This window comes from Paraburkholderia sp. EG286B (assembly GCF_040965655.1).
Classification (GTDB): domain Bacteria; phylum Pseudomonadota; class Gammaproteobacteria; order Burkholderiales; family Burkholderiaceae; genus Paraburkholderia.
Genome location: NZ_JBFRCF010000003.1, coordinates 526,264 through 552,211, shown reverse-complemented (window position 1 = coordinate 552,211; position 25,948 = coordinate 526,264). Strand labels below are relative to the sequence as shown.

26 protein-coding genes and 1 pseudogene are annotated in these 25,948 nt (G+C 64.3%); 7 read left to right on the top strand and 20 right to left on the bottom strand.

Annotated elements, in window-relative coordinates:
- Positions 1-18 precede the first annotated feature (18 nt).
- From AB4Y42_RS08660 to AB4Y42_RS08625, 8 genes and pseudogenes are all read right to left on the bottom strand, one after another.
- Positions 19-611, bottom strand: a pseudogene (locus AB4Y42_RS08660) (MFS transporter).
- A gap of 135 nt (positions 612-746) precedes the next feature.
- The gene (locus tag AB4Y42_RS08655; RefSeq protein ID WP_368693948.1) at positions 747-1,403 is read right to left on the bottom strand and encodes an aldolase; all 657 of its coding nucleotides are present in this window, start codon (positions 1,401-1,403) and stop codon (positions 747-749) included.
- Positions 1,400-2,719, bottom strand: a complete 1,320-nt coding sequence (gene otnK, locus AB4Y42_RS08650; protein WP_368693947.1) for a 3-oxo-tetronate kinase — start codon at positions 2,717-2,719, stop codon at positions 1,400-1,402. The genes AB4Y42_RS08655 and otnK overlap by 4 nt, the downstream gene beginning before the upstream one ends.
- 19 nt (positions 2,720-2,738) lie before the next feature.
- Positions 2,739-3,629: an L-threonate dehydrogenase gene (gene ltnD, locus AB4Y42_RS08645; protein WP_368693946.1), complete on the bottom strand. Its 891-nt coding sequence runs from the start codon at positions 3,627-3,629 to the stop codon at positions 2,739-2,741.
- A gap of 81 nt (positions 3,630-3,710) precedes the next feature.
- Positions 3,711-4,415, bottom strand: a complete 705-nt coding sequence (locus AB4Y42_RS08640) for a FadR/GntR family transcriptional regulator (RefSeq protein ID WP_368693945.1) — start codon at positions 4,413-4,415, stop codon at positions 3,711-3,713.
- A gap of 122 nt (positions 4,416-4,537) precedes the next feature.
- A complete protein-coding gene (locus AB4Y42_RS08635) occupies positions 4,538-4,852 on the bottom strand; it encodes a hypothetical protein (RefSeq protein ID WP_368690401.1) in 315 nt (104 codons plus the stop codon).
- A complete protein-coding gene (locus AB4Y42_RS08630) occupies positions 4,839-6,212 on the bottom strand; it encodes an acyclic terpene utilization AtuA family protein (protein ID WP_368693944.1) in 1,374 nt (457 codons plus the stop codon). Before AB4Y42_RS08630 ends, AB4Y42_RS08635 begins: the two co-directional genes overlap by 14 nt.
- 18 nt (positions 6,213-6,230) lie before the next feature.
- Positions 6,231-7,535 carry a CitMHS family transporter gene (locus AB4Y42_RS08625; RefSeq protein WP_368693943.1) on the bottom strand — a complete coding sequence of 435 codons (1,305 nt, stop codon included), beginning with the start codon at positions 7,533-7,535 and terminating at the stop codon, positions 6,231-6,233.
- Positions 7,536-7,633: 98 nt separating this feature from the next.
- On the opposite strand from AB4Y42_RS08625, the gene AB4Y42_RS08620 reads away from it, so the two are divergent.
- Entirely contained in the window at positions 7,634-8,530 is an 897-nt protein-coding gene (locus AB4Y42_RS08620; RefSeq protein ID WP_368693942.1) for a LysR family transcriptional regulator, read from the top strand.
- A 102-nt stretch (positions 8,531-8,632) separates the two neighbouring features.
- Here AB4Y42_RS08620 and AB4Y42_RS08615 read toward each other — a convergent pair whose 3' ends face one another.
- Entirely contained in the window at positions 8,633-8,851 is a 219-nt protein-coding gene (locus AB4Y42_RS08615) for a BON domain-containing protein (RefSeq protein WP_256095105.1), read from the bottom strand.
- Between the two features lie 558 nt (positions 8,852-9,409).
- Between AB4Y42_RS08615 and AB4Y42_RS08610 the strand changes: the two genes are divergently transcribed.
- The 5 genes from AB4Y42_RS08610 (at position 9,410) to AB4Y42_RS08590 (ending at position 12,328) form a co-directional block, all read left to right on the top strand.
- A complete protein-coding gene (locus AB4Y42_RS08610; protein ID WP_368693941.1) occupies positions 9,410-10,246 on the top strand; it encodes a helix-turn-helix domain-containing protein in 837 nt (278 codons plus the stop codon).
- A 110-nt stretch (positions 10,247-10,356) separates the two neighbouring features.
- Entirely contained in the window at positions 10,357-10,905 is a 549-nt protein-coding gene (locus AB4Y42_RS08605; RefSeq protein WP_368693940.1) for a carboxymuconolactone decarboxylase family protein, read from the top strand.
- Between the two features lie 173 nt (positions 10,906-11,078).
- A complete protein-coding gene (locus AB4Y42_RS08600) occupies positions 11,079-11,261 on the top strand; it encodes a hypothetical protein (RefSeq protein ID WP_368690395.1) in 183 nt (60 codons plus the stop codon).
- A 275-nt stretch (positions 11,262-11,536) separates the two neighbouring features.
- Positions 11,537-11,716 (top strand): hypothetical protein, encoded by a 180-nt coding sequence (locus tag AB4Y42_RS08595; RefSeq protein WP_368693939.1) that lies wholly within the window; start codon positions 11,537-11,539, stop codon positions 11,714-11,716.
- Between the two features lie 291 nt (positions 11,717-12,007).
- Positions 12,008-12,328, top strand: a complete 321-nt coding sequence (locus AB4Y42_RS08590; RefSeq protein WP_368693938.1) for a hypothetical protein — start codon at positions 12,008-12,010, stop codon at positions 12,326-12,328.
- A gap of 78 nt (positions 12,329-12,406) precedes the next feature.
- On the opposite strand, the gene AB4Y42_RS08585 is transcribed toward AB4Y42_RS08590, so the two are convergent.
- The 4 genes from AB4Y42_RS08585 to AB4Y42_RS08570 form a co-directional block, all read right to left on the bottom strand.
- Positions 12,407-12,859 (bottom strand): PA2169 family four-helix-bundle protein, encoded by a 453-nt coding sequence (locus AB4Y42_RS08585; RefSeq protein WP_368693937.1) that lies wholly within the window; start codon positions 12,857-12,859, stop codon positions 12,407-12,409.
- Between the two features lie 147 nt (positions 12,860-13,006).
- A complete protein-coding gene (locus AB4Y42_RS08580; RefSeq protein ID WP_368693936.1) occupies positions 13,007-14,230 on the bottom strand; it encodes a Zn-dependent hydrolase in 1,224 nt (407 codons plus the stop codon).
- Between the two features lie 94 nt (positions 14,231-14,324).
- Complete coding sequence (locus AB4Y42_RS08575; protein WP_368693935.1) at positions 14,325-15,002, bottom strand: Crp/Fnr family transcriptional regulator; 678 nt, start codon at positions 15,000-15,002, stop codon at positions 14,325-14,327.
- Between the two features lie 9 nt (positions 15,003-15,011).
- A complete protein-coding gene (locus tag AB4Y42_RS08570; protein ID WP_368690389.1) occupies positions 15,012-15,560 on the bottom strand; it encodes an aspartate carbamoyltransferase in 549 nt (182 codons plus the stop codon).
- Positions 15,561-15,953: 393 nt separating this feature from the next.
- On the opposite strand from AB4Y42_RS08570, the gene AB4Y42_RS08565 reads away from it, so the two are divergent.
- The gene (locus AB4Y42_RS08565) at positions 15,954-17,135 is read left to right on the top strand and encodes a cation:proton antiporter (RefSeq protein ID WP_368693934.1); all 1,182 of its coding nucleotides are present in this window, start codon (positions 15,954-15,956) and stop codon (positions 17,133-17,135) included.
- 25 nt (positions 17,136-17,160) lie between these two features.
- Here AB4Y42_RS08565 and AB4Y42_RS08560 read toward each other — a convergent pair whose 3' ends face one another.
- The 7 genes from AB4Y42_RS08560 to AB4Y42_RS08530 form a co-directional block, all read right to left on the bottom strand.
- Positions 17,161-17,577: a universal stress protein gene (locus tag AB4Y42_RS08560; RefSeq protein WP_368690387.1), complete on the bottom strand. Its 417-nt coding sequence runs from the start codon at positions 17,575-17,577 to the stop codon at positions 17,161-17,163.
- A gap of 102 nt (positions 17,578-17,679) precedes the next feature.
- Positions 17,680-18,381 carry a response regulator gene (locus AB4Y42_RS08555; protein WP_368693933.1) on the bottom strand — a complete coding sequence of 234 codons (702 nt, stop codon included), beginning with the start codon at positions 18,379-18,381 and terminating at the stop codon, positions 17,680-17,682.
- A complete protein-coding gene (locus tag AB4Y42_RS08550; protein WP_368693932.1) occupies positions 18,378-21,197 on the bottom strand; it encodes a DUF4118 domain-containing protein in 2,820 nt (939 codons plus the stop codon). Before AB4Y42_RS08550 ends, AB4Y42_RS08555 begins: the two co-directional genes overlap by 4 nt.
- 79 nt (positions 21,198-21,276) lie before the next feature.
- A complete protein-coding gene (gene kdpC, locus AB4Y42_RS08545) occupies positions 21,277-21,858 on the bottom strand; it encodes a potassium-transporting ATPase subunit KdpC (RefSeq protein ID WP_368693931.1) in 582 nt (193 codons plus the stop codon).
- Positions 21,859-21,861: 3 nt separating this feature from the next.
- On the bottom strand, positions 21,862-24,012 hold the full coding sequence (gene kdpB / locus AB4Y42_RS08540; protein ID WP_368693930.1) for a potassium-transporting ATPase subunit KdpB: 2,151 nt from the start codon (positions 24,010-24,012) through the stop codon (positions 21,862-21,864).
- Positions 24,013-24,025: 13 nt separating this feature from the next.
- The gene (kdpA, locus tag AB4Y42_RS08535; RefSeq protein WP_368693929.1) at positions 24,026-25,834 is read right to left on the bottom strand and encodes a potassium-transporting ATPase subunit KdpA; all 1,809 of its coding nucleotides are present in this window, start codon (positions 25,832-25,834) and stop codon (positions 24,026-24,028) included.
- Positions 25,831-25,926, bottom strand: coding sequence for a potassium-transporting ATPase subunit F (locus tag AB4Y42_RS08530; protein WP_368690381.1), 96 nt, complete (start codon positions 25,924-25,926; stop codon positions 25,831-25,833). Before AB4Y42_RS08530 ends, kdpA begins: the two co-directional genes overlap by 4 nt.
- Between the last annotated feature and the right edge of the window lie 22 nt (positions 25,927-25,948).

Here is a 25,948-nt window from a genome sequence, read left to right as displayed (position 1 = left end):
GCGACTCCTTGAATACGGTTAGCGGTTCACGAGCCGCGCGGGCGTCAGCCAGACGGCGAGCGCGCCGATGACGAGCATCGCGGCCAGCACGTACATGCCGGTCTGTGTGCTGTGCGTGAGATCCTTAAGATAGCCGATCATGTACGGGCTGGCGAAGCCCGCCAGATTACCGATCGAATTGATGATCGCGATGCCCGCAGCCGCCGTCGCGCCGGTCAGGAAACGCAGTGCATAGAACTGCATCGGTCCGTACGAAAACGAACACGGCGGAAAGCAGGCCCCACGTGATCATGATGCGCGCAATCCAGATGCGCGCCGAGCCGATGCATCAGGATATTGCTGGGCAGTTCGAAGAGAAAGTAGCCGACGAAGAACACGCCCGCGCCGAGACCAAAGACGGTCTCGCTGAACGCGAGGTCCTGCGACATTTGCAGCTTCGCAAAGCCCACGTTGACACGGTCCAGATACGCGACCACGTAGCACAGCATCAGAAACGGCACGATGCGCCAGAACACCTTGCCGTAGGTGCGTTCGATTTCGGCCGCGCCGGGTTGCCCGGCAGCGTCGGCGGTGGATGCGGGGCGAACGGATGCCGCCTGATAGCTTGTCATGCGCTTGTCTCCTTCGGGTTGGCGCCGGTTGCAGGCCGCCCGCTTCATACCGGACGGCCCTCCGGCTTTTTGCCTGAGGTGGGTGATACGGAGGCTCCGCGTGGGGGCGCGGAACGCTCGATGGGATCGAGGGGGCTACCAGCGCGCGCCGAACACCGTGCGCAACTCTTCGAGCGCGGTGTCGTCGAGCGGCGCGGGACGCGGGTTCGTCGTCAGCCACAGGCGCGCCGTCTCTTCCAGTTCTTCGAGTACGTACGAAGCCTGCGAAACGGAACGCTCCCAGACGACCGGTCCGAGCCGCTCCAGCAGCACGCCGCGCACGCGCTCGGCGAGCGCGGCGAGCTGTTGCGCGACTTGCGGATCGCCGGGACGCCGGTAGCGGATCAGCGGAATGTGCCCGACCTTCATGACGTAATACGGCGTGATGGGCGGCAGCACGTCGGCGTCGCTCCAGACGCCCGCGAGCGTCAGCGCGACGAGGTGCGTCGAATGCGTATGCACGATGCCGCGCGCCTCGCGATTGCACTCGTAGACGCCGCGATGCAGCGCCAGCGTTTTCGACGGCTTGCCGCCCGACACCGCGTTGCCGTCGAGATCGACCTTCGCGATCTCCGCGGGGTCGAGGCGGCCGAGGCAGGCATCCGTCGGCGTGATGAGCCAGCCGTCGTCGAGCCGCGCACTGATGTTGCCCGCGCTGCCGACGGTGTAGCCGCGCGCGTAGAGGCTCGCGCCCGTCACGCAGATTTCTTCGCGGACCTTCGCCTCGCCGCTGGTGTGAATGGCCGCCGTCACTGCGCGCCTCCGTCGAGCATACGCAGCGCCTTCGCGAAGAAGTCGACCGCGCCGAAGTTGCCGGACTTGAGCGCGAGCGCAAGCGGCTCGGCAGCGATCGTGGCGGTGGCGGGCACGCCCGGATCGATCTGCTTGCCGATGCGCAGCATGGCGACGCCCAGCGCCTGCACCACAGCGCCCGAGGTCTCGCCGCCCGCGACGACGAACTTGCGCACGCCGAGATCGCGCAGCCCTCGCGCGATCGACGCGAGCGTGCGTTCGACCAGTTCGCCCGCTTGCGCCACACCCAGTTCGCGCTGAGTCGCCTTCACCTCGTCGGGCGAGGCCGTCGCGTAGATCAGCACGGGCTGCGCTGCGTGCATGTGCTCGCGCGCGAAGGCCAATGCATGCTCGACGACGGGCTCGCCGCGCGCCGCCGCAAGCGGATCGATGCGGAACGCGGGGCGTGTTTCGCGCCATGCGGCAACCTGGGCGTTCGTCGCCTTCGACGCACTGCCCGCCAGCACCGCCGACGCGCCGTCGATATGCGGCAGCTCGCCTGCATCGGCGGCGTCGGCGAGCAACCCGGCGCGGCGGAAATTCGCGGGCAAACCGAGCGCGACACCCGAGCCGCCCGTGATCAGCGGCAGGTCCGCGCACGCTTCGCCGAGCGTATAGAGATCGGCGTCCGAGACGGCATCGGCGATTGCCATGCGCACGCCGTCGGCGCGCAACGCGTCGACCGACGCGCGCACGGCTTGCGCGCCTCGCGCCACGGCGTCGTAGCGTACGAGGCCGACTTTCGAGCGCGTTTGACGTTGCAGCACGCGCACGAGGTTCGCGTCCGTCATCGGCGTGAGCGGATGATGCTCCATGCCCGACTCATTCAGCAGCACGTCGCCGACGAACAGATGCCCGCGATAAATCGTCCGGCCATTCTCCGGAAACGCGGGACACGCGATCGTGAACGGCGCGTCGCCTCCCTTGCGCGACAGCGCGTCGAGCAGCGCGTCGGCCACGGGCCCGATGTTGCCTCGATCGGTCGAATCGAAGGTCGAGCAGTACTTGAAGAAGAACTGGCGGCAGCCTTGCGCGCGCAGCCATTCGAGTGCGGCAAGCGACTGCGCCACGGCGTCGGCGGCGTCGATCGTGCGCGACTTCAGCGCGACCACGAGCGCGTCGGCTTCGATGCGCGTGTCGGCGCCGGGCACGCCGATCGTCTGCACGGTGCGCATGCCGCCGCGCACCAGCATGTTCGCGAGATCGGTCGCGCCCGTGAAATCGTCGGCGATGCAGCCGAGCAGCGGCTTGCCGGCAGAGGCGTTCGTGTTCGTCATGTCGTTGCGCCCTTCCCGCTCAGCGCTTCGCGGGCACATCGATGCCCGGGAAAATCTTGATGACGGCCGAATCGTCTTCGCCGCCGTGACCGGCCGTCGACGCCATCATGAACATCTGATGCGCAGCCGCCGACAACGGCAGCGGAAACTTCGAGCGCCGCGCGGTATCGAGCACGAGGCCGAGATCCTTGACGAAGATGTCGACGGCCGACAGCGGCGTGTAGTCGCCGTTGAGAATGTGCGGCACGCGGTTTTCGAACATCCACGAGTTGCCGGCGCTGTGCGTGATCACGTCGTAGAGCGCGTCGGGATCGACGCCTTCGCGCAGACCGAGCGCCATCGCCTCGGCGGCGGCGGCGATATGCACGCCCGCGAGCAACTGGTTGATGATCTTCACCTTCGAGCCCGCGCCATGCTGCTCGCCCAGCCGGTACACCTTGCCCGCCATCGCGGCGAGCACGTCCTCGCATGCGGCATACGCGGCGGCGGGCCCGGACGTCATCATCGTCATTTCGCCCGATGCCGCGCGCGCCGCGCCGCCCGAGACGGGCGCATCGAGCAGTTGCAGGCCGGCCGCTTCCACACGGCGGCCGAGGTCGATCGCGAAGTCGGGCGCAACCGTCGCGCACGCAATCACGACGCCGCCCGGCTTCATCGAATGCACCGCACCCTGCTCGCCGAACAGCACCGTTTCCGTTTGCGCGGCATTGACGACGAGCGTGACGACCACGTCGCACCGCGCGCCAAGCTCGGCGGGACTCGCGCAGGCCGTGCCGCCAGCGGCCACGAACGGGTCGAGCACTTCGCGGCGCACGTCGCACGCATGGACGTTGAAGCCGCCGCGCAGCAGCGAACGCGCGACACCCGTGCCCATCGCACCCAGACCGATTACTCCGACATTTCTCGACATACCCTTTCCTTTACGAACCGTGCTGCAGAGCGCGCGCAGCGGATTGCACGGGCGAATGCGTCTGCAAATGCGTCTGCAAATTCAGCAGATACCGGCTTCGGCCAGGCGGCGCGCCGCGTTGTACATGTGGGTTTGCGCGGCATTGCGCGCGGCCATCGGATCGCCAGCGCGGATCGCTGCGGCGATCGCGGCGTGTTCGTCGCGCACCTGGCGCGAGAAGTCCTCGCGCAGCGCCTCGTTGCGGCGCGTGACGACCGTGCCCGCTTCGAGGTATTGATTGAGGAACGTCAGTGTCTTCAGAAAGTACGGATTGCCCGTCACGGAGGCGATCGCGCGGTGAAACGCGACGTCGTCGGCAACGCCGTCGCGGCCTTCGGCGACGGCTTCGTCGATCTTTCTGAGCGCGGCGTCGATGGCCATCATGTCGGCGTCGGTGCGGCGCATCGCGGCCTCCGCCGCGACTTCGGCTTCGATCGCGCGGCGCACCGCGAGAATCTGCAGCACCGAGCCGCCTTCCATCGCTTCCGCGTAGTCGATGCGCAGCGGCCGGATCGCGCCATGCGCGGCTACGTACACGCCGCTGCCCTGACGCGGCTCGACGACGCCTTCGTTCTTCAAACGGGAAATGGCCTCGCGGATCACCGTGCGGCTGACGCCGAACTCCTGGGCGAGCACGGCTTCCGTCGGCAGCTTGCCGCCGCGCGCGAACGTGCCCTTGTCGATCTGTGCGAGCAGCTGTTGCGCGACGGTGTCGCTCAGCGCCCGGTTGGGAATTTTCTCGAACATATCAGCAGATTTGCCATGTCATAGGGTCATCATACAAATTTAGGACATGGGTCTGCATTGGGGAGAACCCTTAAAGCTCAGCCCGGGTGTCGCGCGGCGCTGGGAAGTGCGCCGCAATGCGGTCATTCAGGGAGGTCGTCTACTTCGAGATCGAGGAGCGCCATGCTCATCGACTTGCCGTGCGCATCCAGCGCCAGAGAGCGCGTGACGCCCCCACCGAGCGCGTTGCCGAGCACGAAATTGAACGCGCCCAGCAGCGGCAGTTCGTAGCGCACGACCTCGCCTTTGACCACGTCGGCGAGGTGAGCCTTGACACGTTCGGGCGTCAGGACGTTGCGCAGATGGGCGTAGTGCTTCGCGTCGTAGCAGATCACCGAGATATTCAGCGTATTGCCTTTGTCGCCAGTGCGGCCATGGGCCAGTTCACGCAGTTTCATCGCTTGCCTCGACAACCTGGAAAACCGGATTCACCTGTTCGCGTGGCAGCAACACGGACTGCACGGCGAGCACCTCGCGAGTCGATTTCGTTACGCCCCCGCCGCCCGCAGGGCCGTTGGTGTAGAGCGTTTCGACCTCGTTGCCGATGCGCGCCGCTTCCTTTGCGTTGGCCGCGCGCCCTGCTACGCGAACGCGCACTTCGTACGGCGCGTCGTGACGTGCCGCGAGGGCATCGCCATAGAGCGCGTTCATGCCGATCAGGTCGAAGCGCAGTTCGCTCGTGTCGACGCCCGTGATCGCCAGCCGCTCCCGCACGATGTCGAGCGCGAGTCGCGCACGCTCGACCGCGCCCGGGCCGCCATAGGAAATCTGCCCCTCGCCGATGTAGCCGTCGACATAGGCGACCGACACCTTCAGCGTTCCGGTGCGTGTGCTGCCGCGTCCGCCCGTCACGCGCACGCGGTCTCTTGCCTCTTCCACGACACGCACTCCGCTGAAATCAGCGACGACATCGGGCTGCAAGTAGCGTTGCGGATCGTGAATCTCGTAGAGCAATTGTTCCTTGCATGTCGCTTCCGTCACGCGGCCGCCCGCATGCGGCACCTTCGTCACGACGACGCTGCCATCGGCGCTCACTTCGCCGATCGGAAAACCGAGCCGCGCGAGATCCGGTACGTCCTTGAAACCGGGATCGGCGAAGTAGCCGCCAGTCACCTGCCCGGCGCATTCGAGCAAATGCCCGACGACGGTTGCCTGCCCAAGCGTGTTCCAGTCGTCCATGCGCCAGCCGAACTCGTGGATGAGCGGCGCCGCGAACAGGGACGGGTCCGCGACGCGCCCCGTCAGCACGATATCCGCGCCCGCCGCGAGCGCATCGACGATAGGCGCGGCGCCGAGATACGCATTCGCCGAAACGATGCGGTCCGTGTAGTGGCTGACATCGTCGCCGGACTCTTCGAAGCGCAGTTGGGAACGCAGGACGACATCGAGCACATCGTCGCCGGTGACGGCGGCAATCTTCAGTCCGCCGAGTCCGAGCTCCTGCGCGATCTGCGCCGTCCTGATCGCCGCCGCGCGGGGATTGGCCGCGCCCATGTTCGAAATGATCCGTACGCGCTTCCTCACGGCGACCGGCAGTACGGCGCGCATGCGTGCTTCGAGCAGCGGATCGTAGCCGAGTGCGGGATCGTGACGGCGCGTCTGCTGGGCGATCGCGACCGTGCGCTCCGCGAGGCATTCGAATACGAGGTAGTCCAGCGCGCCGTGCTCCGCGAGCTCGACAGCGGGCTCGATGCGGTCGCCCGAATAGCCTGCGCCCGCGCCTATCCGTATGCGCCTTGGTGATTCGATACGGTTCATGACTTCTACCACTCCTCTTTACAGCGGAAACACGCCCAGCACGACGCACGCGATCGTCATGACGATCGACGCGCCGAACAGCAGCGGAAACGTGAACTTCTGATGATCGGCGAGATCGATTCCACACAGGCCGACGACGAGAAATGTCGCGGGCGTGAGCGGGCTCACGGGAAAGCCGGTGGTCATCTGGCCGAGCAGCGCGGCCTGGCCGATGTGCACCGCCGGCACGCCGAGTTGCGACGCCACTTCGGCAATCACCGGCAGCACGCCGAAATAAAACGAATCGGGGTCGAAGAGCATCGAGAGCGGCATCGACAGCACGCCGAGCACGACCGGAATGCGTCCGGCAAACGCAGGCGGCACGAAACCGACCGCCGCCTGCGCCATCGCCTTGAGCATGCCGCTGCCCTGCATGATGCCGGTGAACACGCCCGCTGCGAGCAGAATGCCCGCCATCATCAGCGCGGCGCGCGCATGCGCGTCGATGCGCTTGCGCTGCATGTCGACGTTCGGGTAATTCACCATCAGCGCGATGCACAGGCCCACCATGAACATGATCGCGGGCGGAATCTTCTCGCCCATCACGACCATCGTGCCGAGCACGACGATCGTCAGCACGATGTTGAACCAGAAGTTCTGCGGGCGGCGCAGCGCCTGCTCCTCGGGTGTGAGTTCGCGTTTGGGCAGCGCAAGCGTGCCGCTGGCGGAAGAATAGCCGAGACGCTTTTCCTCGCGCCGGCCGAGCCACCAGGCCATGCTGAACACGAACACGAGGCCGATCGCCTGGACCGGAATCAACGGATTGAACAGCGCCGAAACCGGCAGATGCAGCGACGCCGATGCGCGGATCATCGGCCCCGTCCATGGCAGGAAGTTGATGCCGGCCGCCATCGAGACGGCCGCGGCCAGCACGCGCTTGTCCATGTTCAGGCGCTCGTACAGCGGCAGCATGGCGGGGATGGTGACGAGAAAGCACACGGCGCCCGAGCCGTCGAGGTGAATGAGCAGCGCGAGTAGCGTCGTGCCCACCACGATACGCGTCGGTTTGGTGCCGACCGTGCGCAGGATGCGGTCGATGATCGGATCGAGCGTGCCCGCGTCCGTAATCGTGCCGAAATAGAGAATCGCGAACACGAACATGCCGACGACGGGCGCGAGGCCCTTCAATCCGTCGATGACGAACTTGCTCGTCTGCAAGCCGAATCCGCCGATCAGCGACGCGACGATCGGCACGATGATGAGCGCGACGAGCGGCGACATGCGTTTTGAAAGTATCGCGGCCAGCAGCACCACGATCGTCACGAGCCCCAGCAACGGCAGCATGTTCTGTCTCCAGTCTTGTCTTTTAGTGCGGACCAGCGTAAGTTCGGCGCTGCAATAACACAATTGAAATGAATTGATCGCAGCAATCACAGTTCGTTATGGATCTCAATCTCCGCGACATTCGTGCGTTCGTGACCGTGGCGCACGCGGGCAACTTCACGCGCGCGGCGGCGCGGCTGCATCTGTCGCAGCCCGCGCTGACTGTGCAGATTCGACGCCTCGAGGAAACGGTGGGTGCGCGTTTGTTCGATCGCAACAGCCGCAGCGTCGCGCTGACCCAGACGGGCCGCGAATTGCTGCCTATCCTGACGCGATCGCTAAGCGATATGGAGCAGGCCCTCAGAGATGCGCGCGCGCTTGGCGACGGGTCGAGCGGCACGGTGCGGCTCGCGTGTCTGCCGACCTTCGCCGCGAGCGCGCTGCCCGAGTTGATCCAGACGTTTCGCCAGCGCGTGCCACAGGCGCGGTTTCAGGTTCGCGATGTCGTCGCGAGCGCTGTCAACACGCTCGTGCGCAATGAAGAGGTCGATATTGGGCTGACGGGCGGGCACAGCGTCGATGCGACGCTCGATGTCCTGCAGACGGGCGAGGATCGCCTCGTGATCGTGTGCCCGAAGACCCACCCGCTCGCCCGCAAGCGCACGGTGACGGTCGACGACTTCGCATCGATGCCGCTCGTGCTGACCGCGCCTGGAACCAGCGTGCGTGCGGTCGTGGACGCCGCGCTGTCGAACGCGCGTTGCACGCCCGATATCGCGTGCGAGCCGATGTATATGATGACCGCCGTTGCGATGGTGCGCGGCGGCCTCGGGATCTCGGTTCTTCCGGAGTCCGCGCGCGAAGTGCATGCGGAGCGAGGTCTCGTCATGCGGCCGATCGACGATCCGGCGTTCGTGCGCCCGATTGCGCTCGTCAAGAAGCGCGGTCGGACGCTGCCTCGTGTGACTGAGGACTTTGTCGATACGGTTGATCTTGGGGGCAAGGCGGGGGGGTAACGCGGGCTAGACGTAGCGATCCGCCCTCTGCACTGTGGTTCCGAAAATGGTCAGCAGCGTTCGCGCTTGTCGGGTATGGGCGGGCCGTCCCAGTCGGCGTGCTCAACGACCACCGCCGTGCCCCGTTCGTACCGTTAAACGATTCGAAACCGCTCTGACGCCGCGAACGGACCTTGCCGCGATACTGGCCCGCTCGATCTGCGAACGCTGTGGTACCCACCCAGTCAGCGTAACGATGCCGCCGCGCACCTGTACGTGAATATTCATGGAATTCACCCCAGGATTGCGCACGAGGGCTCGACGGACGTCGCCGGCCAGCATGGTATCGGACCTCCGTCGCGGCGCGGCCGGCGCAGCCGCCGCCGTTTGCGCGGACGTCTCGACAGGCGGACTTACAGTTGTTTGCGCGCTGGCGCAGGTCGCGCCGCCTGCGATGGCAAATACCAGTGCGGCACCGACGACTTGTCCTCCAAGGCGACTTCCCATGCTCCCTCCAGGGCGGTTTTAGAACGGCACCTCGCGACGAACGTTCTCGCGTGAGCCCAACAGCGCGAGCAACGATAGGACGAACACCCGACATGCTCGTGTATGGATGTCGTCACTGCTCAATATAGCTTCTCGTCGCACACGCGAGAGACCGATCGCCCGTGCAGATGTCACAGGCTTTGATGCCGGTATTTGAAGGTCCTTCGAAGGGATAAGGTCCATTTAGCGGAACATTTCCGAACATCAGTTCGCGGCAGTTGGCGCGCCGCCGTAATGATTACATGCGACGTAATTGCTCGAAATGGTCACGAATCGATAATTTCCGCTATCCGGTCGAACGCGGTTGTACATCGATCGCAACGGACCGCTTGTTCTCATACATACGGAAAGACCATGAGCACATTGGACCTCAACCAGCGAGTATCGAAGGAGCTGGGCGGATTGCTTCGCTATTGGCGAGAAGTGCGAGGCGTCAGCCAGCTCGATCTTTCGCTCGACGCGGGCCTCTCGCAGCGGCAGGTCAGCTTCATCGAGAGCGGCCGACGCGTGCCGGGCCGGCAGACACTGCTGAATCTCGCGCAGTCGCTCGATGTGCCGCTATGCGAGCGCAACGTTCTGCTGTTGTCGGCCGGATACGCACCCATGTATTCGGAAGCGGCGTGGAATGCCCAGGAGATGTCGCTGGTGACAGGCGCGGCCAGGCGTGTTCTGCAGCAGCACGAGCCGTATCCGGCGATCGTCATGGACCGGTACTGGAACGTGCTGATGACCAACCGTGCCGCGCCGGACTTCTTCAACCGCTTCGTCGATATGGCGGCACGCGCGGGACCGCGCAACATCCTGCACCTGATCTTCGATCCCCGCGGCTTGCGGCCCCATATGGCCAACTGGGAGGCGGTGGCGCACAGCCTTATCCAGCGCGTGCAACGCGAATCGGTGGGCCACGTCGTCGATCCTCAGACGAAGCAGCTCCTCGACGCGCTGCTGTCCTACCCCGGCGTGCGCCCCGAATGGCGATCGCAAGGGATGGCCGGTTCTGCGTCCACGCTGCCGATCGTGCCGATGGGCTTCATCAACGACGGCGCCGTACTCAACTACTTCTCGATGATCACAACGGTCGGAACACCGCTGACGGTCGCCGCACAGGAACTGCGGATCGAATGCATGTTTCCCGCCGACGACGCAACCGAAGCGCGGCACATCGCCCTGCTCGATGCGGCCCGGGAATGATTTGACTCGCCGATTACCAGCCATGTAATTGGCGAGGCTCGTTTCTCTCACTAATCTGTGCTTGTCGCCTGATCGATATCAGCGATACCTTCAACTCTCAAGGAAATACCGTGGCTCACTTCCCCATCTATACCCTCGAATCCGCCCCTGAACAATCGAAGCCCGCGCTGAACGGGCTCGCCCAGGCCTTCGGCATGGTGCCCAATATCGCTGGCGCGATTGCCGGCTCGCCGAAGCTGATCAATGGCCTCGTCGGCCTGTTTCAGCAGGCGCATGGCGGCAACTTTTCCGAAGCGCATGTCCAGACGCTGCTGCTCACCAATGCGGTGACCAATGGCGCCACCTGGCCGGTCGCATTCCACTCGTGCCTCGGCCTCAAGGAAGGCCTGAGCGAGGCCGACGTGCAGGCGATCCGCGAGCGCCGCCTCCCGGAGGACCCGAAGCTCGCGGCGCTCTCGCGCCTGGCACGCACGCTGATCGAAAAGCGCGGCCACGTCGACGATGACGACATCGCTGCGTTCACCGAAGCTGGCTTCGATCAGGCACTGGTGCTCGACGTCATCCTCGTGGTCGCCGCCTCGACGATCACGAACTACACCGCGAGCGTCACCCAGCCGCCCCTCGAAGACATGTTCCAGCCCTACGCGTGGAAGGCGTGAAGTGAGTTTGAGTGGCGGGAGCACCATCCAAACCCGCCGCCGCAGAATGCCTCGTTCAAGCCCTTTCCCCTTCGGGAAAGGGTCTTTGATCCTCCGGTTCCTCTAAGCCAGGGTACAGACCCATCAACCCTGTGGGGTAATCGTGTGCGCCGATTTAAGGACAAGAGCCAATCATGAACAACGTGAATCCATCGACCGCACCTTCGTTCCCCTACCAATTCGTCTCTTCGTGCAAGCGCGATGGAGGGCTAAGCCGTACCTGGCTGGACGAAAGTGCCAACGATTTCTTCGGAACTGAGGACCTGCTATCGCAGGCTTACGAAGATGCGGTGCATGTGGGAGTGATGGCTGACTAAACGATCACGATAGCGTGCCCCCGCTTCCTCGAAGCTTCTCGATTACCCGTGACGTAATTGAATCGCGCTCATGCGATCGCTAAGATTCCCCTGGATCCTCGGAAAAGAGGAACAAGAACGGTGCACTAGCTAGACAGGACGAGTGGTCGATCATGGAAACACGAAATAAGGTATGCGAAGCATCGCAGCGAATCAGCGAGAGAACCGCCTTCGGTATCAAGTGGAAAGACGTTGCGCGGGCCGTCCGTCGGCGGTCCATACGTTGGAGAGTTCAAATGGATGAACTTCATGATAAGGGGCTCTTTCATCCCCTGGTAGCAGGCGCCGCGATCTATTTCACCGAGGTCATGGCGAGTGTCGATACGAGTATCGGTCGCGCATTGATCGTGGTGATCGGCGGGCTCGCGCTTCAGATCTTTCGCAAGCTCACGCGATGCAATTGTCGTGTCGAATAACGTGTCGCGCGGAGCAGGGTAACCCGGCGACCGTAGGACACGAACTGTTGGAGATTCGTCGGAAAAGCGATCCACGACACATCTGTAAAGATAATTTTTATTATCACAAGGCAGTCGTTTTATCGCAAAACACTCGGAAGTGAAAACGTAGCCGTCTCCAGGGGCGCTCGCTCAAGAACACTGAAATCGATTGAGGTAGCTGCCCCGCAGCAAGCCCGGCTTCGCACCAGGCCCGAAATTTGCGCTGTTTCCATACCTGAAGCGACTACGTGCAATACCGGGAGTAGTGTGATGAATAAGGAACGAAGAGTGAAGATCGAGGCGGTGGCGGGCAGGCTCATTCAGGAGGTGATGACGACAGGCCTCACATGGGATGAGGCGGTCGCTGTATTTGGCCTTGCCGCGAAGGCCACTGCCCAGACCGCGGTACGTCTGGGAGCCGGCACGCCCGCGGATTGTCTTACAGTGGCGCGCATCCGGTTCGAGGACGCCTTCGCGCAGGACGTGCGGGTGGTCGTGACTGAACCTGGCGCGCAGGAGCGCCACGTCGACCACGCAGACAATACGCTCCTTGCGACCGCGCACCGTCGCCACACCGCCAAATTTCATTGATCGCCAGAAGGCCCGGTCTCGCTGTTTGCCGCCGCAGTGGCGGCACGGGTCACCATGAAACGGCCGCGCGACCTCAGGTCAGGGCTTCGTCTCGGCAAACTGGACGCGCAGCTCGCGGATGCGATCGAGATCCTGTGCCACATCGCTATATAGCCGCGCCACCACGGCGTTCACATCAGCGGGCAGATTCCTTTCAAGTGCAACGTGAAACCGCTTCTCCGCGGCATCTTCACCCTTTTCGCATTCCGCCAGGATGGCGTCGTCGGTGCGGGTGCCAACCGCAGATTTCACATTGAGCCAGCCGCGATGCAACGCGCCCGCAACGCTGCCGCCGTTTTCCGGCTTGCCGCCAAGCTTGACGACGAGTTCCTGCAACTCGCGCGCGCCACGCGAACAGTGCACAGCACTTTCGAGCAGTGCTTCGTTCACGCTTGCGTGCTGTGCCTCGTCGGCTGCTTTCGTGAATTCTTGCTCGCCGTCCTTTGATGTTTCGATCAACTCGTTCAGCATGGCAATGACAGTGGTTGTCATAGGTTTGCTCCCGTCGAGTAACCGCGTGAGACTCCCGTTTCGCATACGCCATGCCCGAACTACGGGCTGTTGAGGCGCGCGAACCTCGCGCCAAGGGTACGATCCCGGTATGCGCGCGGTGAGCGAACTGCTTCACGCCTCACTCCTTTACCGCGCGCAATCTGCCAGCAGATTCGCCAGCACCGACGCCCCTTGCGCGAGATGCAGCGGGTCGGCGTCTTCCGCCTCGTTGTGGCTGAGTCCGGCCTTGCACGGAACGAACACCATCGCACTCGGCGCAACGTACGAGAGGTTCACCGCGTCGTGCCCCGCGCCGCTGCACATCTCCAGCCAGGGATAGCCGGCGGCGGTCGCCGCCTCGCGCACGCGCGCAACACACTCGGTGTCGAAGACCACCGGTTCATACTCGGCGACCGTCTGCACCTGCACACTCGTGCCGCGCAGCGCGGTGCGCTGCAGGCAGATCGCTTCAATGTCGGCGACGAGCCGTTGCAGCGCCGGCCGCGATGGGTGGCGAACGTCGAGGCTGAACTTGACGAGCCCCGGTATCGTGCTCGGCGAATTCGGCTGGCAGGCGACATGCCCGACGGTCACGCGGGCGTCGGCATCGAAGCCATGGCCGTGCTCGATGATCGCGGCGATCATCGCGGCCGCTGCGCCCATCGCATCCTTGCGCACGCTCATCGGCGTCGTGCCCGCGTGCGATTCGAAGCCGGTCACCGTCACATCGAGTTCGTACATGCCCTGCACGCCGGTCACGACGCCGATCGGCACGCCGGCGTTCTCCAGCACCGGGCCTTGCTCGATATGGGCTTCGAAGTAGGCTTTCGGCATCTGCCGCTCGCGCGCGCTGCCGGCAAAGCCGGTGCGCTCGAGTTCCTCGCCGAGCCGCACGCCCGTCTGCATACAGGGCCGCTCGCGTGCGGTATCGAGATCCAGCGTGCCCGCGTAGACCGCGGAGCCCATCATGCCCGGCGTGAAGCGCGAGCCCTCTTCATTGGTCCATGCCACCACGTCGATCGGATGCCGCGCCGCGATGCCAAGCTCGTTGAGCGTGCGAATGGCCTCGAGACCCGCGAGCACGCCGTACACGCCGTCGAATCGGCCGCCGAGCGGTTGCGTGTCGAGATGACTGCCGCACATCACGGCGGGGGCGTCGGGCTGCGTGCCTGGCCGTCGCGCGAACACGTTGCCGATCGGATCGATGCGGATTTCGCAGCCGGCTTCCTCGCACCAGCGCATGAAGCGCCGCCGGCCCTGCACGTCCTCGTCGGTCAACGCCAGCCGGCAACTACCGCCGTGCGCGGTCGCGCCGATTGCCGCCATCTCCATCAGCGCATCCCAGAGTCTTTGCTGATTTACGAAGATCATCTTGCACGCTCCCGAAAAGCACCGAGCCTGTCCACCTGGCTCGATAACGAAAACTCAAAAATAATTGACGCCCGAAAACCTTTCCTTCTCGCTCTCAACGGCTTTGCGTTCGGCGTGATCGTCCGGCATTCTCCCGTTGACGCTCCGTGAGGACGATTTGAGTCCCGTCGCGCACGATCAGGCCCTGCTGTTCCAGCTGAGCCAGAGTGCGATACAAGGTTTCATGGGCGATTCCGAGCGTGCCCGCCCATTGCATGAGCGTGCCGGGTGCCGTGAACCGTTTGTGAGTGTCGTGCTCAAGACGCAGGCAATGCAGGACGCGATCGCGCGGCGAACGCAACGTCAGGCGTTCCTCGCGTGCGCGACTGCGCACGAGTTGCCGAGACAGGAGCCGGATCCAGTCGACCGCGAACAATGGATCACCCTCCAGACACGCAAGCAGCGTCTTCGCTGGAAAGACCAGCAGTTCGCTCGGGCTCGCGCAAAATGCATCGCAGTGGTAGTGCGGACTGAAGAGGCTCGCTTCGGCGAGGAACTCACGAGGACGCGCAGTTTGCAGCGTGAGGGATTCGCCGTGCGCTTCGTCACGTCGCAAGAGTACCTGCCCCTTCTGAACAAGGTAGACCGACTCGACCCGCTGTCCGCGCTTGAATACGTAAGCGCCCCGATCGTAGCGACGCAACAGGGCTGAATTGCGCAGCGCGTCCGGCCACGTCTGCAGGTCCGCCACCGCATATGCACTGAAGGAATCGGAAATATCGGTCGTGTTCACCTGTGCGGTCTATTGCGCTGTCGAAGCGTTCATCGAATGATGATGCATCATGCCGGATTCGTGCCCCGCCATCGCATCCTGGCCGTGATCGGACAGCTGCGCATCGAACCACACGTGCAGCGCGGCGACGAGGCGAGGCTCCTCCGAGCGGTACACGATTTCGCCGCCATTGGGCGAGTCGAGATAGTGGATCTTCAGTTCGCCCGGCTGGGCTGTACGCAGGGCAGCGAGGCCGGGCATATCGCTGCCGTGGGTCTGCTCCGGCGCCTCGAAGTCACCCGCCGCGAACCGCTGGGCGATCCCGGCCAGATGCCTGCGGATCAGCGCGACCTGCTTCGGATCATGATGCTTCGTGACGACCTGCTGAATCCCACCGTCTGCGGTCTTCGTAAAGATGTGAGTGGTGGCGGCAAGCGAGAATGGCATCACCTTTGCGCCCTGTTGCGCAACGTCTCCCTGTCGTGCCGTGACTTCGGCGGTGGCGGGAGACGAAAGAACGGCGGCGCCGAGCAGCACGGCAGTCCATGTCGCGAATGCGGTGGTTGAAGGGCATTTCATGGGGTGCTCCAGTCGAAAGTCGCAAGCAGTTTAGCGCCGGCGTTTCGCTCGGACTATGACTGGAATCATACGCCGCAGTGCGCCGTTCGCGCGCAAAGCCAGCGTTCGCGGGTCCGCTGGACACGTCGTGCCATGGCCGATGAGATGCCGCCAGCTACGCCAATTCTAATGGGCATGCCACCGCCTATATCGTCACGCCCTGGCGACGAACAGGAGGCGCGTCGATGTCCACATCGTCCAGGCCCGGCACGCATAGCAGCCAGGACCTTTCCCTGCGGATGATCTGATAACAGCGCAGCGCCTATACTGCGGGATTCGCCGGCAACACAATGCGTTGGCGAGATCGGGCCAGCCGCAGCGAAATTTCCGCCTCCCTCGACCGGAGCCGTCCGGATGGACTTTAACGTCGGCCTTTTCGAAGTGCTGTTGCTCGTTTCGGCATTGGTGGCAATGCTCGTGCGGCGTTTGCACATGCCGTACAGCGTCGGTCTGGTTATCGCTGGAATCGCCCTCTCTTTTCTCGCCTCTTCCCGATTTCCCGTTATCCCTCTCAACGAAGACTTCATCTACAACGTACTGCTGCCGCCGCTCATTTTCGAAGCGGCGTTTCACATGCGTTGGGGGGAAATTCGCAGAGACTTTGCCGTCGTCCAGACGTTAGCTTTCGTCGGCGTGCTCGTGTCGGCTGGCGTGACGGCCATGGGCATGCATTACCTGTTGCACTGGGAATGGATTTCGGGCCTGCTCTTCGGCATGTTGATCGCCGCGACGGATCCCGTCTCCGTCCTGGCCAGTTTCAGGGAAGCCGGCGTGGCGGGCCGCTTCAGGAATTTGATGGAGGCGGAGAGCCTCTTCAATGACGGCACGGCCGCCGCAGGCTTTCGCGTCGTGCTGGCATTCGTTGGCGGCGCGCACGTTCATCCGCTCGACGTGCTGAAGATCACCGGCGTCGTGCTTCTCGGCTCGGTCCTGTGCGGCTTGCTGATCGGCAACGTGGTGCTGTCGCTGCTACACCGTACCGACGATCACCTCGTCGAGATCGCGTTCGCCATGATCGCGGCCTATGGCTCGTTTCTGCTCGCCGAGAACCTTCATCTTTCGGGGGTGCTCGCAACGCTGGTTGCAGGCCTCGTGATGGGGACGCGCAACGCGGTCAATCCGATGACGAAGAGAGGCCGCGAAGCCGTCGAGAACGTACTCGAATACGCGGTATTCGCCGCGAATTCGTTCATCTTTCTCTTCATCGGCATTCAGCAGGCCCAGCGGGAGTACGAAACAGTGTGGGCTTCGATCGGCATCGCCGTGGTCGTCGTGATGCTGGCCCGCGCGGTGGCGGTCTACCCGTGCTGCATGCTGTTCGCGCGCTCATCGCTGCGCATCGACGTGCGGCATCAACATATCCTGTTCTGGGGGGGCATGCGAGGCGCGCTGGCTTTGGCGCTCGCCATGGGTTTGCCGCCCGGCGTGCCGCGTCGCGAGGAAATCGTCACGGTGTCGTTTGCCGTGGTGGCCTTTTCGATTTTCGTTCAGGGCACCACGATGACAGTGCTGCTGCGGCGCTTGCGAGTCGTGTGACGCTGCGCCCAGCGGCATGCAGATTTCAGTGGAGCATCGTCACTGGTGTCGAAGTCAGGCGCCATAGCCTGGCGAGGACGGCCCATTTGTGGAAGAAGCCGAGGTGGCTTGCATCGAGCACCACGATATCCGCATGCCCCTTCTCTGCACACTGTGCGATGGTCCGCTCCGCCGGCCCGAACACGCGTTTCCACGTATACGGCACGCCCGCGTCATCGAGAATCGCCCGCGTCTGCATGAGCGCATCGAGTGCTGCCTGCTTCTCCCGCCTGTGCAACGCCGCCGGCGAATGGAACGCTACGGCACGGCCTCGTGCCACATCGTCGAGCACTTCGACGATCTCGACCTCGGATACGCAACGTTCCGAAAACAGGAATGCTCCGTGACGCGCCGCTTCGGTCGCCCCTTTGGCGCCGAGTACGGGAATAAGCAGTTTCAGCACAGCCAACCTCCAGTCCACACCCATTCGTCATTTCCAGCCTGATTGAAGCACGGACCTCGCCAGAATGACGTAAAAGTCGCGGGGCAACGTATAAAAATCTCATCAACAGCCTACGCCGACGAGGCAATATCCAACCCCGGTCTCCGTCACGATATGCTCGGGTCGGGCCGGATCCCCTTCGAGTTTTTGGCGCAGGTGCGCCATATAGATGCGCAGATAGTTCGCATTTTGCGCATGGGCGGGTCCCCAAACCTCCTCCAGGAGTTGGCGATGGGTCAGCACACAGCCTGCGTGACGAACGAGCGTGACCAGCAGGCGATACTCGATGGGTGACAGATGGATCGTCTCGCCGTCGCGTTCTACCGACCTGGCTGCCAGATTGACCGTCACCGCGCCGAACGACACCCTGGCCGAATCCGGGGTGACGGAGCGATCCTGCCTGCGCAGATGCGCCCGGATGCGTGCCAGCAATTCGGCGATGCCGAACGGCATGGTCACGTAGTCGTCAGCGCCCGCGTCGAGCGCCATCACCTTGTCGTTTTCCCGGGCGCGTGCCGACAGCACGATGACCGGCACAGCGGACCAGGCGCGCAGTTGCCGGATCACGTCCACACCCTCCATGTCCGGCAGGCCCGGGTCGATGATCACCAGATCGGGCCTGGCGCTGGCGCTGATGGCGAGCCCTTCCTGCCCGGTGCCGGCATCGAAGACGCGCATCGCCTCGCTTTCGAGTGCGGCTCGCACATACCGGCGAATCTGCCGGTCGTCCCCGATCAGGACAACCGTAACGCCCGGATCGCTCATGGCATGGCCAGGCGATTCACGGCACTACCGGAGGCGTCCGGCGACCGGTTCTGGGACGTCCCCGCCCCGCGTAGTTCCGGGACTTCGGTTTCCGCAGGCGGTGTTTCGTCCGCAGGCAACATGAACCAGAAACACGCGCCGAGCACGTTCCCGTTCATATCGGTGCGGTTGGACGCGCCTATCCTGCCCCCGTGCGCCTCGACGATCGCGCGGCTGATGGCAAGCCCCAGACCCATGCCCGGCAGTGCCGATTCCTTCTCGCCACGGGTGAACTTGTCGAACACCCGTGTTTCCATGCCCGCAGGCAGCCCCGGCCCGCTATCCCGGACTTCGACCCGCACGTACCGGTGTGCCTCCTCGTGCAACATGGACGCACCAATGGTGAGCGGCGACCCTGCGGGCGTATATCTGGCCGCGTTCTCGAACAGGTTGGCGAAGAGCCGTTCGACGAGTACCGCGTCGAACTGCACGAGCGGGATATCGGGGGGCACGCGTGCCTCAACCTTGCGTTCGCCCAGCATGCGCCGGCAGCCGGCCAGCGCGGAGCCGATCACCTCCTCGATCGACGACCACTGCCGGTTCAGCCGCATGCTGCCTTCCTCGAGACGCGCCATGTCGAGCAGATTGACGACGAGCCCGTTCATTCTCAGCGCCTCCTCGCGGATCGCCTCCGAAAGCTCCTGTGCCCTGGGCCCGCCTGTCACGGCGGCGCCCTGCTCGGCGAGCACCGAGGCGAAACCCACGATCGCCGTGAGGGGCGTGCGCAGGTCATGGGAAATCGCGGACAACAACGAGTTGCGCAGGCGTTCCGATTCCATGCTGACCAGCGCGTCCTGTGCGATCTCGACGTAGTGCACCCGTTCGAGCGCGAGCGCGATCTGCGCGACAAAGGTGTCGAGCATGCGCCGCTGCTCGGGCACGGCAAACTCCGCCATCCGTTCAGACAGCAGCGCGATCACGCCGCGCGTGCGCATCGGCGCCTTCAGCGGCAGGTACAGCGCCGTCGCGGCAGGCAGGGTCTCCGTGCCGTGGCCGGCCTGTTTCTGCTGGTCATAGACCCATTGGGCGATATCGAGATCGACGTCGTCGAGTGCGGTCGCCGGATCGGGATTCTCGACCTTGGGCCGCACCTTCTCCGCGCTATCCGGCAGCAGGACCGCCGTGCGTGCCTGGAACACTTCGCTCACGTGACGCATGCCGATCTCGATGATCTGGTCCGTCATCAGTGCGCCACCCAGTTCGCGCGTCATCGCGAACATGGCGCCCGTGCGGCGCTCGCGCAGCGTGGCGAGATGCGCCTGACGCTTGAGGCTCGCGGTCAGGTGACTGATCATCAGCGAGGTCATCAGCATCACGGCGAAGGTGAGCAGATATTGGGTGTCGGCGACCGTGAACGACATGCGTGGCGGCACGAAAAAGAAATCGAATGCCGCCACGCCGAGAAACGAGAACAGCACGCCCGGCCCGCGCCCGAGCCGCGCGGCCGTGAAGACGGCGCCGAGCAGATAGAGCATCACGAGATTGGTCTGCGCGATCCGGTCAAGCAGCATGCCGGCGATCGCCGTAATGGCCGCGCAGATCGCGAGTGCCCAGGCGTAGGAGACCGGTGCGGAGCGGTGCGCGCCCATATCGGGCCCCGCAAACCCGCTCACGGCATCGTGGCGCTCGGCGGCTTCGCGCACCGCGCCGGAGTTGACCACCGTGACGTCGATATCGCGCGCCGACCAGACCATCTGCTGCGCGACGGACGGACTGAGGCGCGCGCGCCATCCCCGCACCGACGACGCGCCCACCACCAGCTTCGATACGTTGCGCATGCGAGCGTAAGCCAGCACCGTCGTCGCGACCTCGTCGCCCTGCAGCATGACGGTTTCCGCGCCCAGCTCGGAGGCGAGCTTGAGCGCCTCGAGCGTGCGCTTGCGAATGGCGTCGGGCAGCCGCGCGAGCTTCGGCGTCTCGACGTAGACCGCCAGCCAGTCCGCTTTCTGGTTCGAAGCGAGGCGCGCCGCCGCGCGCACGAGATTGCTGCTCGCCTGGCCCGCACCGACGCACACGATGATGCGTTCGCGCGCCTGCCAGATGCGCTCGATCGACTGATCGGCGCGGTACTCGCGCATCTGCGCATCGACGCGGTCGGCCGTGCGGCGCAACGCGAGTTCGCGCAGCGCGATCAGATTGCCCTTGCGAAAGAAATTGCGGACCGCATGTTCCGCCTGCTGCGGCATGTAGACCTTGCCTTCGCGCAGCCGGTCAAGCAGTTCCTCGGGCGGCAGATCGACCAGCGTGACCTCGTCGGCGAGATCGAATACGCGGTCGGGCACCGTCTCCCACACGCGGATGCCCGTGATCTGTCCGACCACGTCATTCAGGCTCTCGAGATGCTGGACGTTGACCGTCGTGAACACGTCGATGCCGGCAGCCAGCAGTTCCTGCACGTCCTGCCAGCGCTTCAGATGCCGGCTGCCCTGGACGTTCGAATGCGCGAGTTCGTCGACGAGGATCAGTTGCGGCTTGCGCGCGAGCGCGGCGTCGAGATCGAATTCGGCAAGCAGGCGGCCGCGATATTCGATGCGCGCGGGTGCGATGACCTCCAGGCCTTCGATCAGTGCGAGCGTCTCCTTGCGTCCATGCGTTTCGACGATCCCCACGACGACGTCGGCACCTTCGTCCTTGCGGCGGCGAGCTGCCTGCAGCATCGCAAATGTCTTGCCGACGCCGGCCGATGCGCCAAAAAATATTTTCAGCCGTCCTCGCTGGCTTTTCTCCTCGTCACGCTGCATCCGGTCCAGCAGTTCGTCGGGATCGGGCCGGTTCATCGCACGTCTCCTTGCGAGTCATCCCATAGTCGTGCTGTCGGGGCGGGCGTTGGCCAGGTCACGCCGCGCCGGCAAAACCTCAATGCATCGGCTTGATCTCGTCGAGTGCGAGATTCAATGTCAGCACATTGACGCGTGGCTCCCCGAACAGGCCGAACTGCCGGCCAGACGTGTGCTGCGCGATCAGTCCGTCGACCTGGTCGAGCGGCAGTCCACGCGCTTTCGCCACGCGCGCGGCCTGATACGCCGCCGCGGCCGGCGTGATGTCGGGGTCCAGCCCGCTGCCTGACGACGTCACGAGATCGACCGGCGGTGGCGCCGTGTTCGACGGATCGGCGTCGTGCAGCGCCGCCAGGCGCCCCTTCACTTCGTCGGCAAGGGCCGGATTCGTCGGTCCGAGGTTCGAGCCGCCGGAATTCTGCGCGTTATAGGGATTCGGCGTCGTGGCCGAGACGCGGCCCCAGAAATAGTACGGTGCGTCGAACTGCTGGCCGATCAATGTCGAGCCGACCGGTTTGCCGTTCCTTTCGATCAGGCTGCCGTTCGCGTCATGCGAAAACACGGCCTGGGACACCGCCGTCACCACGAGCGGGTAGATGCCGCCCGTGATCACCGTCAGCAACACAAACAACACCAGCACGGGGCGCACGGAATTGTTCATGGTTCACACCCATCCAAATGCGGTAAGCACGACATCGATCAGCTTGATGAACGGAAACGGCAACAGGATGCCGCCAAGCCCGTAGATCAGCAGGTTCCGGCGCAAAACAGCAGCGGCGCCGAGCGCGCGATACTTCACGCCCTTGAGCGCAAGCGGAATGAGCGCGACGATGATCAGCGCGTTGAAGATCACCGCAGACAAGATGGCCGACGACGGGGACGTCAGGTGCATCACGTCCAGCACGCGCAGCTTCGGATAAGTCGAGGCGAAGGCCGCCGGAATGATCGCGAAATACTTCGCGACGTCGTTCGCGATCGAGAACGTCGTCAGCGAGCCGCGAGTCATCAGCATCTGCTTGCCGATCTCGACGATCTCGATCAGCTTCGTCGGGTTCGAATCGAGATCGACCATGTTGCCCGCTTCCTTCGCCGCCTGCGTGCCGCTGTTCATCGCCACCGCCACGTCGGCCTGGGCGAGCGCGGGCGCATCGTTGGTGCCGTCGCCCGTCATCGCGACGAGGCGCCCGGCCGACTGATGCGTGCGGATCATCTTGAGCTTGGCTTCCGGCGTCGCTTCGGCGAGGAAGTCGTCGACACCGGCTTCAGCGGCAATGGCTGCGGCCGTGAGCCGGTTGTCACCGGTGATCATGACCGTGCGGATGCCCATCTTGCGCAGTTCGGCAAAGCGCTCCTTGATGCCGCCCTTCACGATGTCCTTCAGCTCGATCACGCCGAGCACGCGCGCCGGCCCGCCTTCGCCCGTGCCGTGACCACCGGGCTTTTCGGCGACCACCAGCGGCGTACTCCCGCGCCGCGCGACATCCGTGACCGCGTTGTTGACCTCGCCCGGGTAGCGGCCGCCATGCGACTCGACGTACAGCTTCACCGCATCCGACGCGCCCTTGCGGATCTCGCGCTCCGGCAGGTCGACGCCGCTCATCCGCGTCTGCGCCGTGAAGCCGAGAAACGTGGCGTGCAGCGCGCTCATGTCGCGCTCCCGGATGTTGAAGCGCTGCTTGGCGAGCACGACGATGCTGCGGCCCTCCGGCGTTTCGTCGGCGAGCGACGCCAGTTGCGCCGCGTCGGCGAGGTCCTGCTCCGAGACGCCGGGCGCCGGCACAAAGGTCGATGCCTGCCGGTTGCCCAGCGTGATGGTGCCTGTCTTGTCCAGCAGCAGCACGTCGACGTCGCCCGCCGCCTCGACCGCGCGCCCCGAAGTTGCAATCACGTTGGCCTGCATCATGCGGCTCATACCCGCCACGCCAATCGCGGAAAGCAGCCCGCCGATGGTGGTGGGAATCAGGCACACCAGCAGGGCCACGAGGGCCGTGATGGTCACGACATGGCCCGCCTGTGCGGCTGCCACGGAGAAGATCGAGAACGGCAACAAGGTCGCCGTGGCGAACAGCAGCACGAGTGTCAACGCCACCAGCAGGATCGTCAGCGCGATCTCGTTCGGGGTCTTCTGCCGTTTGGCTCCTTCGACCATCGCGATCATCCGGTCGAGGAAAGCCTCGCCGGGATTGACCGAAACCCGCACCACGATCCAGTCGGACAGCACGCGCGTGCCGCCCGTCACCGACGAAAAGTCGCCGCCCGATTCGCGGATCACGGGCGCGGATTCGCCGGTAATGGCCGATTCGTCAACGGACGCGACGCCCTCGATGACTTCGCCGTCGGCCGGAATCGTGTCGCCCGTCTCGATCAGCACGACATCGCCTTTGCGCAGATCGGTGGAGGCCATCACCGTGACGGGCGATTTCGGATGCGGGTCGTTGAGCTTTTTCGCCATCACGTTGTGCTTCGCGCTGCGCAGCGACGCTGCCTGTGCCTTGGAGCGGCCTTCGGCGAGCGCTTCCGCAAAGTTGGCGAACAGCACGGTAAACCACAGCCACAGCGCAATGGCGAGGATGAAGCCCGCCGGCGCCTCGGCCTGGCCGGCGAGCGCGGCGAACCAGAGGATCGTCGTCAGGATGCTGCCCACGTACACGCAAAACATCACGGGATTGCGCAACTGCGTACGGGGCTTGAGCTTCCTGAACGACTCGGCGATGGCGGGCTTCACGAGCACCGGGTCGAACATCGAGCGTGCGGCCGTGCGTGCCTGGCCAAGATTGTCGGGACGATGGGCAGGCGGTTGAGTGGGCGTAGACATGCTTTCCTCGTACTCAGTGACCGGCAATCATCGACAGATGCTCGGCAACGGGTCCGAGCGCAAGCGCGGGCACGAACGTCAGCGCGCCGATCAGGAGCACGGCCCCCAGCAGCAGCACAACGAACAGCGGGCCGTGCGTGGGCAAGGTCCCTTCTGTCACCGCAATGCGCTTCTTTTCGGCGAGCGAGCCCGCGACGGCGAGCACCGCGACCGCCGGCACGAACCGGCCAAACCACATGGCGATGGCCAGCAGCACGTTATAGAACGGCGTATTGACGGAGAGCCCCGCAAATGCGCTGCCGTTGTTGTTCGTGGCCGAGGTAAACGCGTAGAGAATTTCGGAGAAGCCGTGCGGGCCGGGATTGGCAATGCCCGCGGTGCCGAGCGGAGACAGCACGCCGATCGACGTGCCGACGAGCACGATCATCGGCATGATGAGGACCGCGATCGATACCATCTTCATCTCGTAAGATTCGATCTTCTTGCCGATGTACTCAGGTGTGCGACCGATCATCAACCCGGCGATGAACACCGCAAGCAGCGCAAAGACCAGCATCCCGTACAGCCCCGAACCTACTCCGCCGTAGACGACCTCGCCCAGCTGCATCATCAGGATCGGCACGAAGCCGCCCATCGGCGTGAGCGAATCGTGTGCATTGATCACCGCCCCACACGACGCCGACGTGGTGGCGACCGTAAAGATGCCGGAATCGGCAATGCCGAATCGCACTTCCTTGCCTTCCATGTTGCCGCCGGTCTGCAGCGCCGATCTCGTCTGGTCGACGCGCAGCGAGGCGAACAGCGGATTGCCGGCCTGCTCCGCCGAGATCTCGCCCCAGCAGCCAATCGCAAACGCGATGGTCATGGCCGCAAGCACGGCATAGCCTTGCCGGTTGTCGCCGACCATCCGGCCGAAGACGATGCACAGCGCGGCGCCGATGCACAGCATGGCGATCATCTGGACGAAATTCGACAGAGGCGTTGGGTTCTCGTACGGATGCGCGGAATTGGCATTGAAGAATCCGCCGCCATTGGTGCCGAGCATCTTGATCGCTTCCTGCGATGCCAGCGGGCCCATCGCAATGGTCTGCTTGTCGGCCTTCATGTCCTGCATCACGGGGTTGCCCTTGGCATCCTTGACCGGATTGCCCTGCGCATCGGTCTTCGGCACCTGGTAGGTCGTGACCTGCAGCGTCGGCACGTCCACATACGCCTTGAAGTTCTGGATCGCCCCCTGACTCACGAGCACCAGCGCGATGACGAACGCGATCGGCATGAGGATGTACAGCGTGGAGCGCGTCAGGTCGACCCAGAAATTGCCGATCGTCTTTGTCGTGTGGCGCGCAAACCCCCGGATCAGCGCGACGGCCACGGCAATGCCGGTCGCTGCGGAAAGGAAGTTCTGCACGGCGAGCGCCGTCATCTGCGTGAGATAGCTGACCGTGCTTTCCGGCGTATAGTTCTGCCAGTTCGTGTTGGTGATGAAGCTGATGGCCGTATTGAAGGCGCCATCGGGCGTCATGGGACCGAAGCCCTGCGGGTTCGCCGGCAACCATTGCTGCAGGCGCAGAAAGCCATATACCGCCAGGGCACCGAGCGCATTGAACAGCAGCACCGCGAACGCGTACTGCTTCCATGTCATTTCGGCATCGGGGTCCACGCCCGCAAGCCGATACAGCGAATGCTCGACAGGCCGCCCGATCTTGCGCACGACGACCGATGAGCCGTCGAGCACCGAGGTCATGTAGTGGCCGAGCGGAATGGAGACAGCCGTCAGGACTACGATGAAGAGCACGACGTGGAGCAGGTTGTAGGTATTCATTCGAGTTCCTCCGCGCGCAATAGCGCGTACACGAGGTACACGAGCAGGAGCAGCGTCGCGGCGCCGGCGAGCCAGATCATCCATGCGGTCATGGCCGGCCTCCCGGTGCATGCC

Excerpts from the sequence above, each read along its gene's own strand:
- AB4Y42_RS08585 (WP_368693937.1), bottom strand. The coding sequence starts at position 12,859 with ATGACAACCACTGTCATTGCCATGCTGAACGAGTTGATCGAAACATCA.
- AB4Y42_RS08615 (WP_256095105.1), bottom strand. The coding sequence starts at position 8,851 with ATGCTGGCCGGCGACGTCCGTCGAGCCCTCGTGCGCAATCCTGGGGTG.
- kdpA (WP_368693929.1), bottom strand. The coding sequence starts at position 25,834 with ATGAATACCTACAACCTGCTCCACGTCGTGCTCTTCATCGTAGTCCTG.
- AB4Y42_RS08625 (WP_368693943.1), bottom strand. The coding sequence starts at position 7,535 with ATGCTGCCGTTGCTGGGGCTCGTGACGATCGTGGTGCTGCTGGCCGCG.
- AB4Y42_RS08555 (WP_368693933.1), bottom strand. The coding sequence starts at position 18,381 with ATGAGCGATCCGGGCGTTACGGTTGTCCTGATCGGGGACGACCGGCAG.
- AB4Y42_RS08595 (WP_368693939.1), top strand. The coding sequence starts at position 11,537 with ATGGATGAACTTCATGATAAGGGGCTCTTTCATCCCCTGGTAGCAGGC.
- ltnD (WP_368693946.1), bottom strand. The coding sequence starts at position 3,629 with ATGTCGAGAAATGTCGGAGTAATCGGTCTGGGTGCGATGGGCACGGGT.
- AB4Y42_RS08620 (WP_368693942.1), top strand. The coding sequence starts at position 7,634 with ATGGATCTCAATCTCCGCGACATTCGTGCGTTCGTGACCGTGGCGCAC.
- AB4Y42_RS08610 (WP_368693941.1), top strand. The coding sequence starts at position 9,410 with ATGAGCACATTGGACCTCAACCAGCGAGTATCGAAGGAGCTGGGCGGA.
- AB4Y42_RS08635 (WP_368690401.1), bottom strand. The coding sequence starts at position 4,852 with ATGAAACTGCGTGAACTGGCCCATGGCCGCACTGGCGACAAAGGCAAT.
- AB4Y42_RS08640 (WP_368693945.1), bottom strand. The coding sequence starts at position 4,415 with ATGTTCGAGAAAATTCCCAACCGGGCGCTGAGCGACACCGTCGCGCAA.
- AB4Y42_RS08630 (WP_368693944.1), bottom strand. The coding sequence starts at position 6,212 with ATGAACCGTATCGAATCACCAAGGCGCATACGGATAGGCGCGGGCGCA.
- AB4Y42_RS08530 (WP_368690381.1), bottom strand. The coding sequence starts at position 25,926 with ATGACCGCATGGATGATCTGGCTCGCCGGCGCCGCGACGCTGCTCCTG.
- AB4Y42_RS08600 (WP_368690395.1), top strand. The coding sequence starts at position 11,079 with ATGAACAACGTGAATCCATCGACCGCACCTTCGTTCCCCTACCAATTC.
- AB4Y42_RS08590 (WP_368693938.1), top strand. The coding sequence starts at position 12,008 with ATGAATAAGGAACGAAGAGTGAAGATCGAGGCGGTGGCGGGCAGGCTC.
- kdpB (WP_368693930.1), bottom strand. The coding sequence starts at position 24,012 with ATGTCTACGCCCACTCAACCGCCTGCCCATCGTCCCGACAATCTTGGC.
- AB4Y42_RS08565 (WP_368693934.1), top strand. The coding sequence starts at position 15,954 with ATGGACTTTAACGTCGGCCTTTTCGAAGTGCTGTTGCTCGTTTCGGCA.
- AB4Y42_RS08580 (WP_368693936.1), bottom strand. The coding sequence starts at position 14,230 with ATGATCTTCGTAAATCAGCAAAGACTCTGGGATGCGCTGATGGAGATG.
- otnK (WP_368693947.1), bottom strand. The coding sequence starts at position 2,719 with ATGACGAACACGAACGCCTCTGCCGGCAAGCCGCTGCTCGGCTGCATC.
- AB4Y42_RS08550 (WP_368693932.1), bottom strand. The coding sequence starts at position 21,197 with ATGAACCGGCCCGATCCCGACGAACTGCTGGACCGGATGCAGCGTGAC.
- AB4Y42_RS08570 (WP_368690389.1), bottom strand. The coding sequence starts at position 15,560 with ATGAAATGCCCTTCAACCACCGCATTCGCGACATGGACTGCCGTGCTG.
- kdpC (WP_368693931.1), bottom strand. The coding sequence starts at position 21,858 with ATGAACAATTCCGTGCGCCCCGTGCTGGTGTTGTTTGTGTTGCTGACG.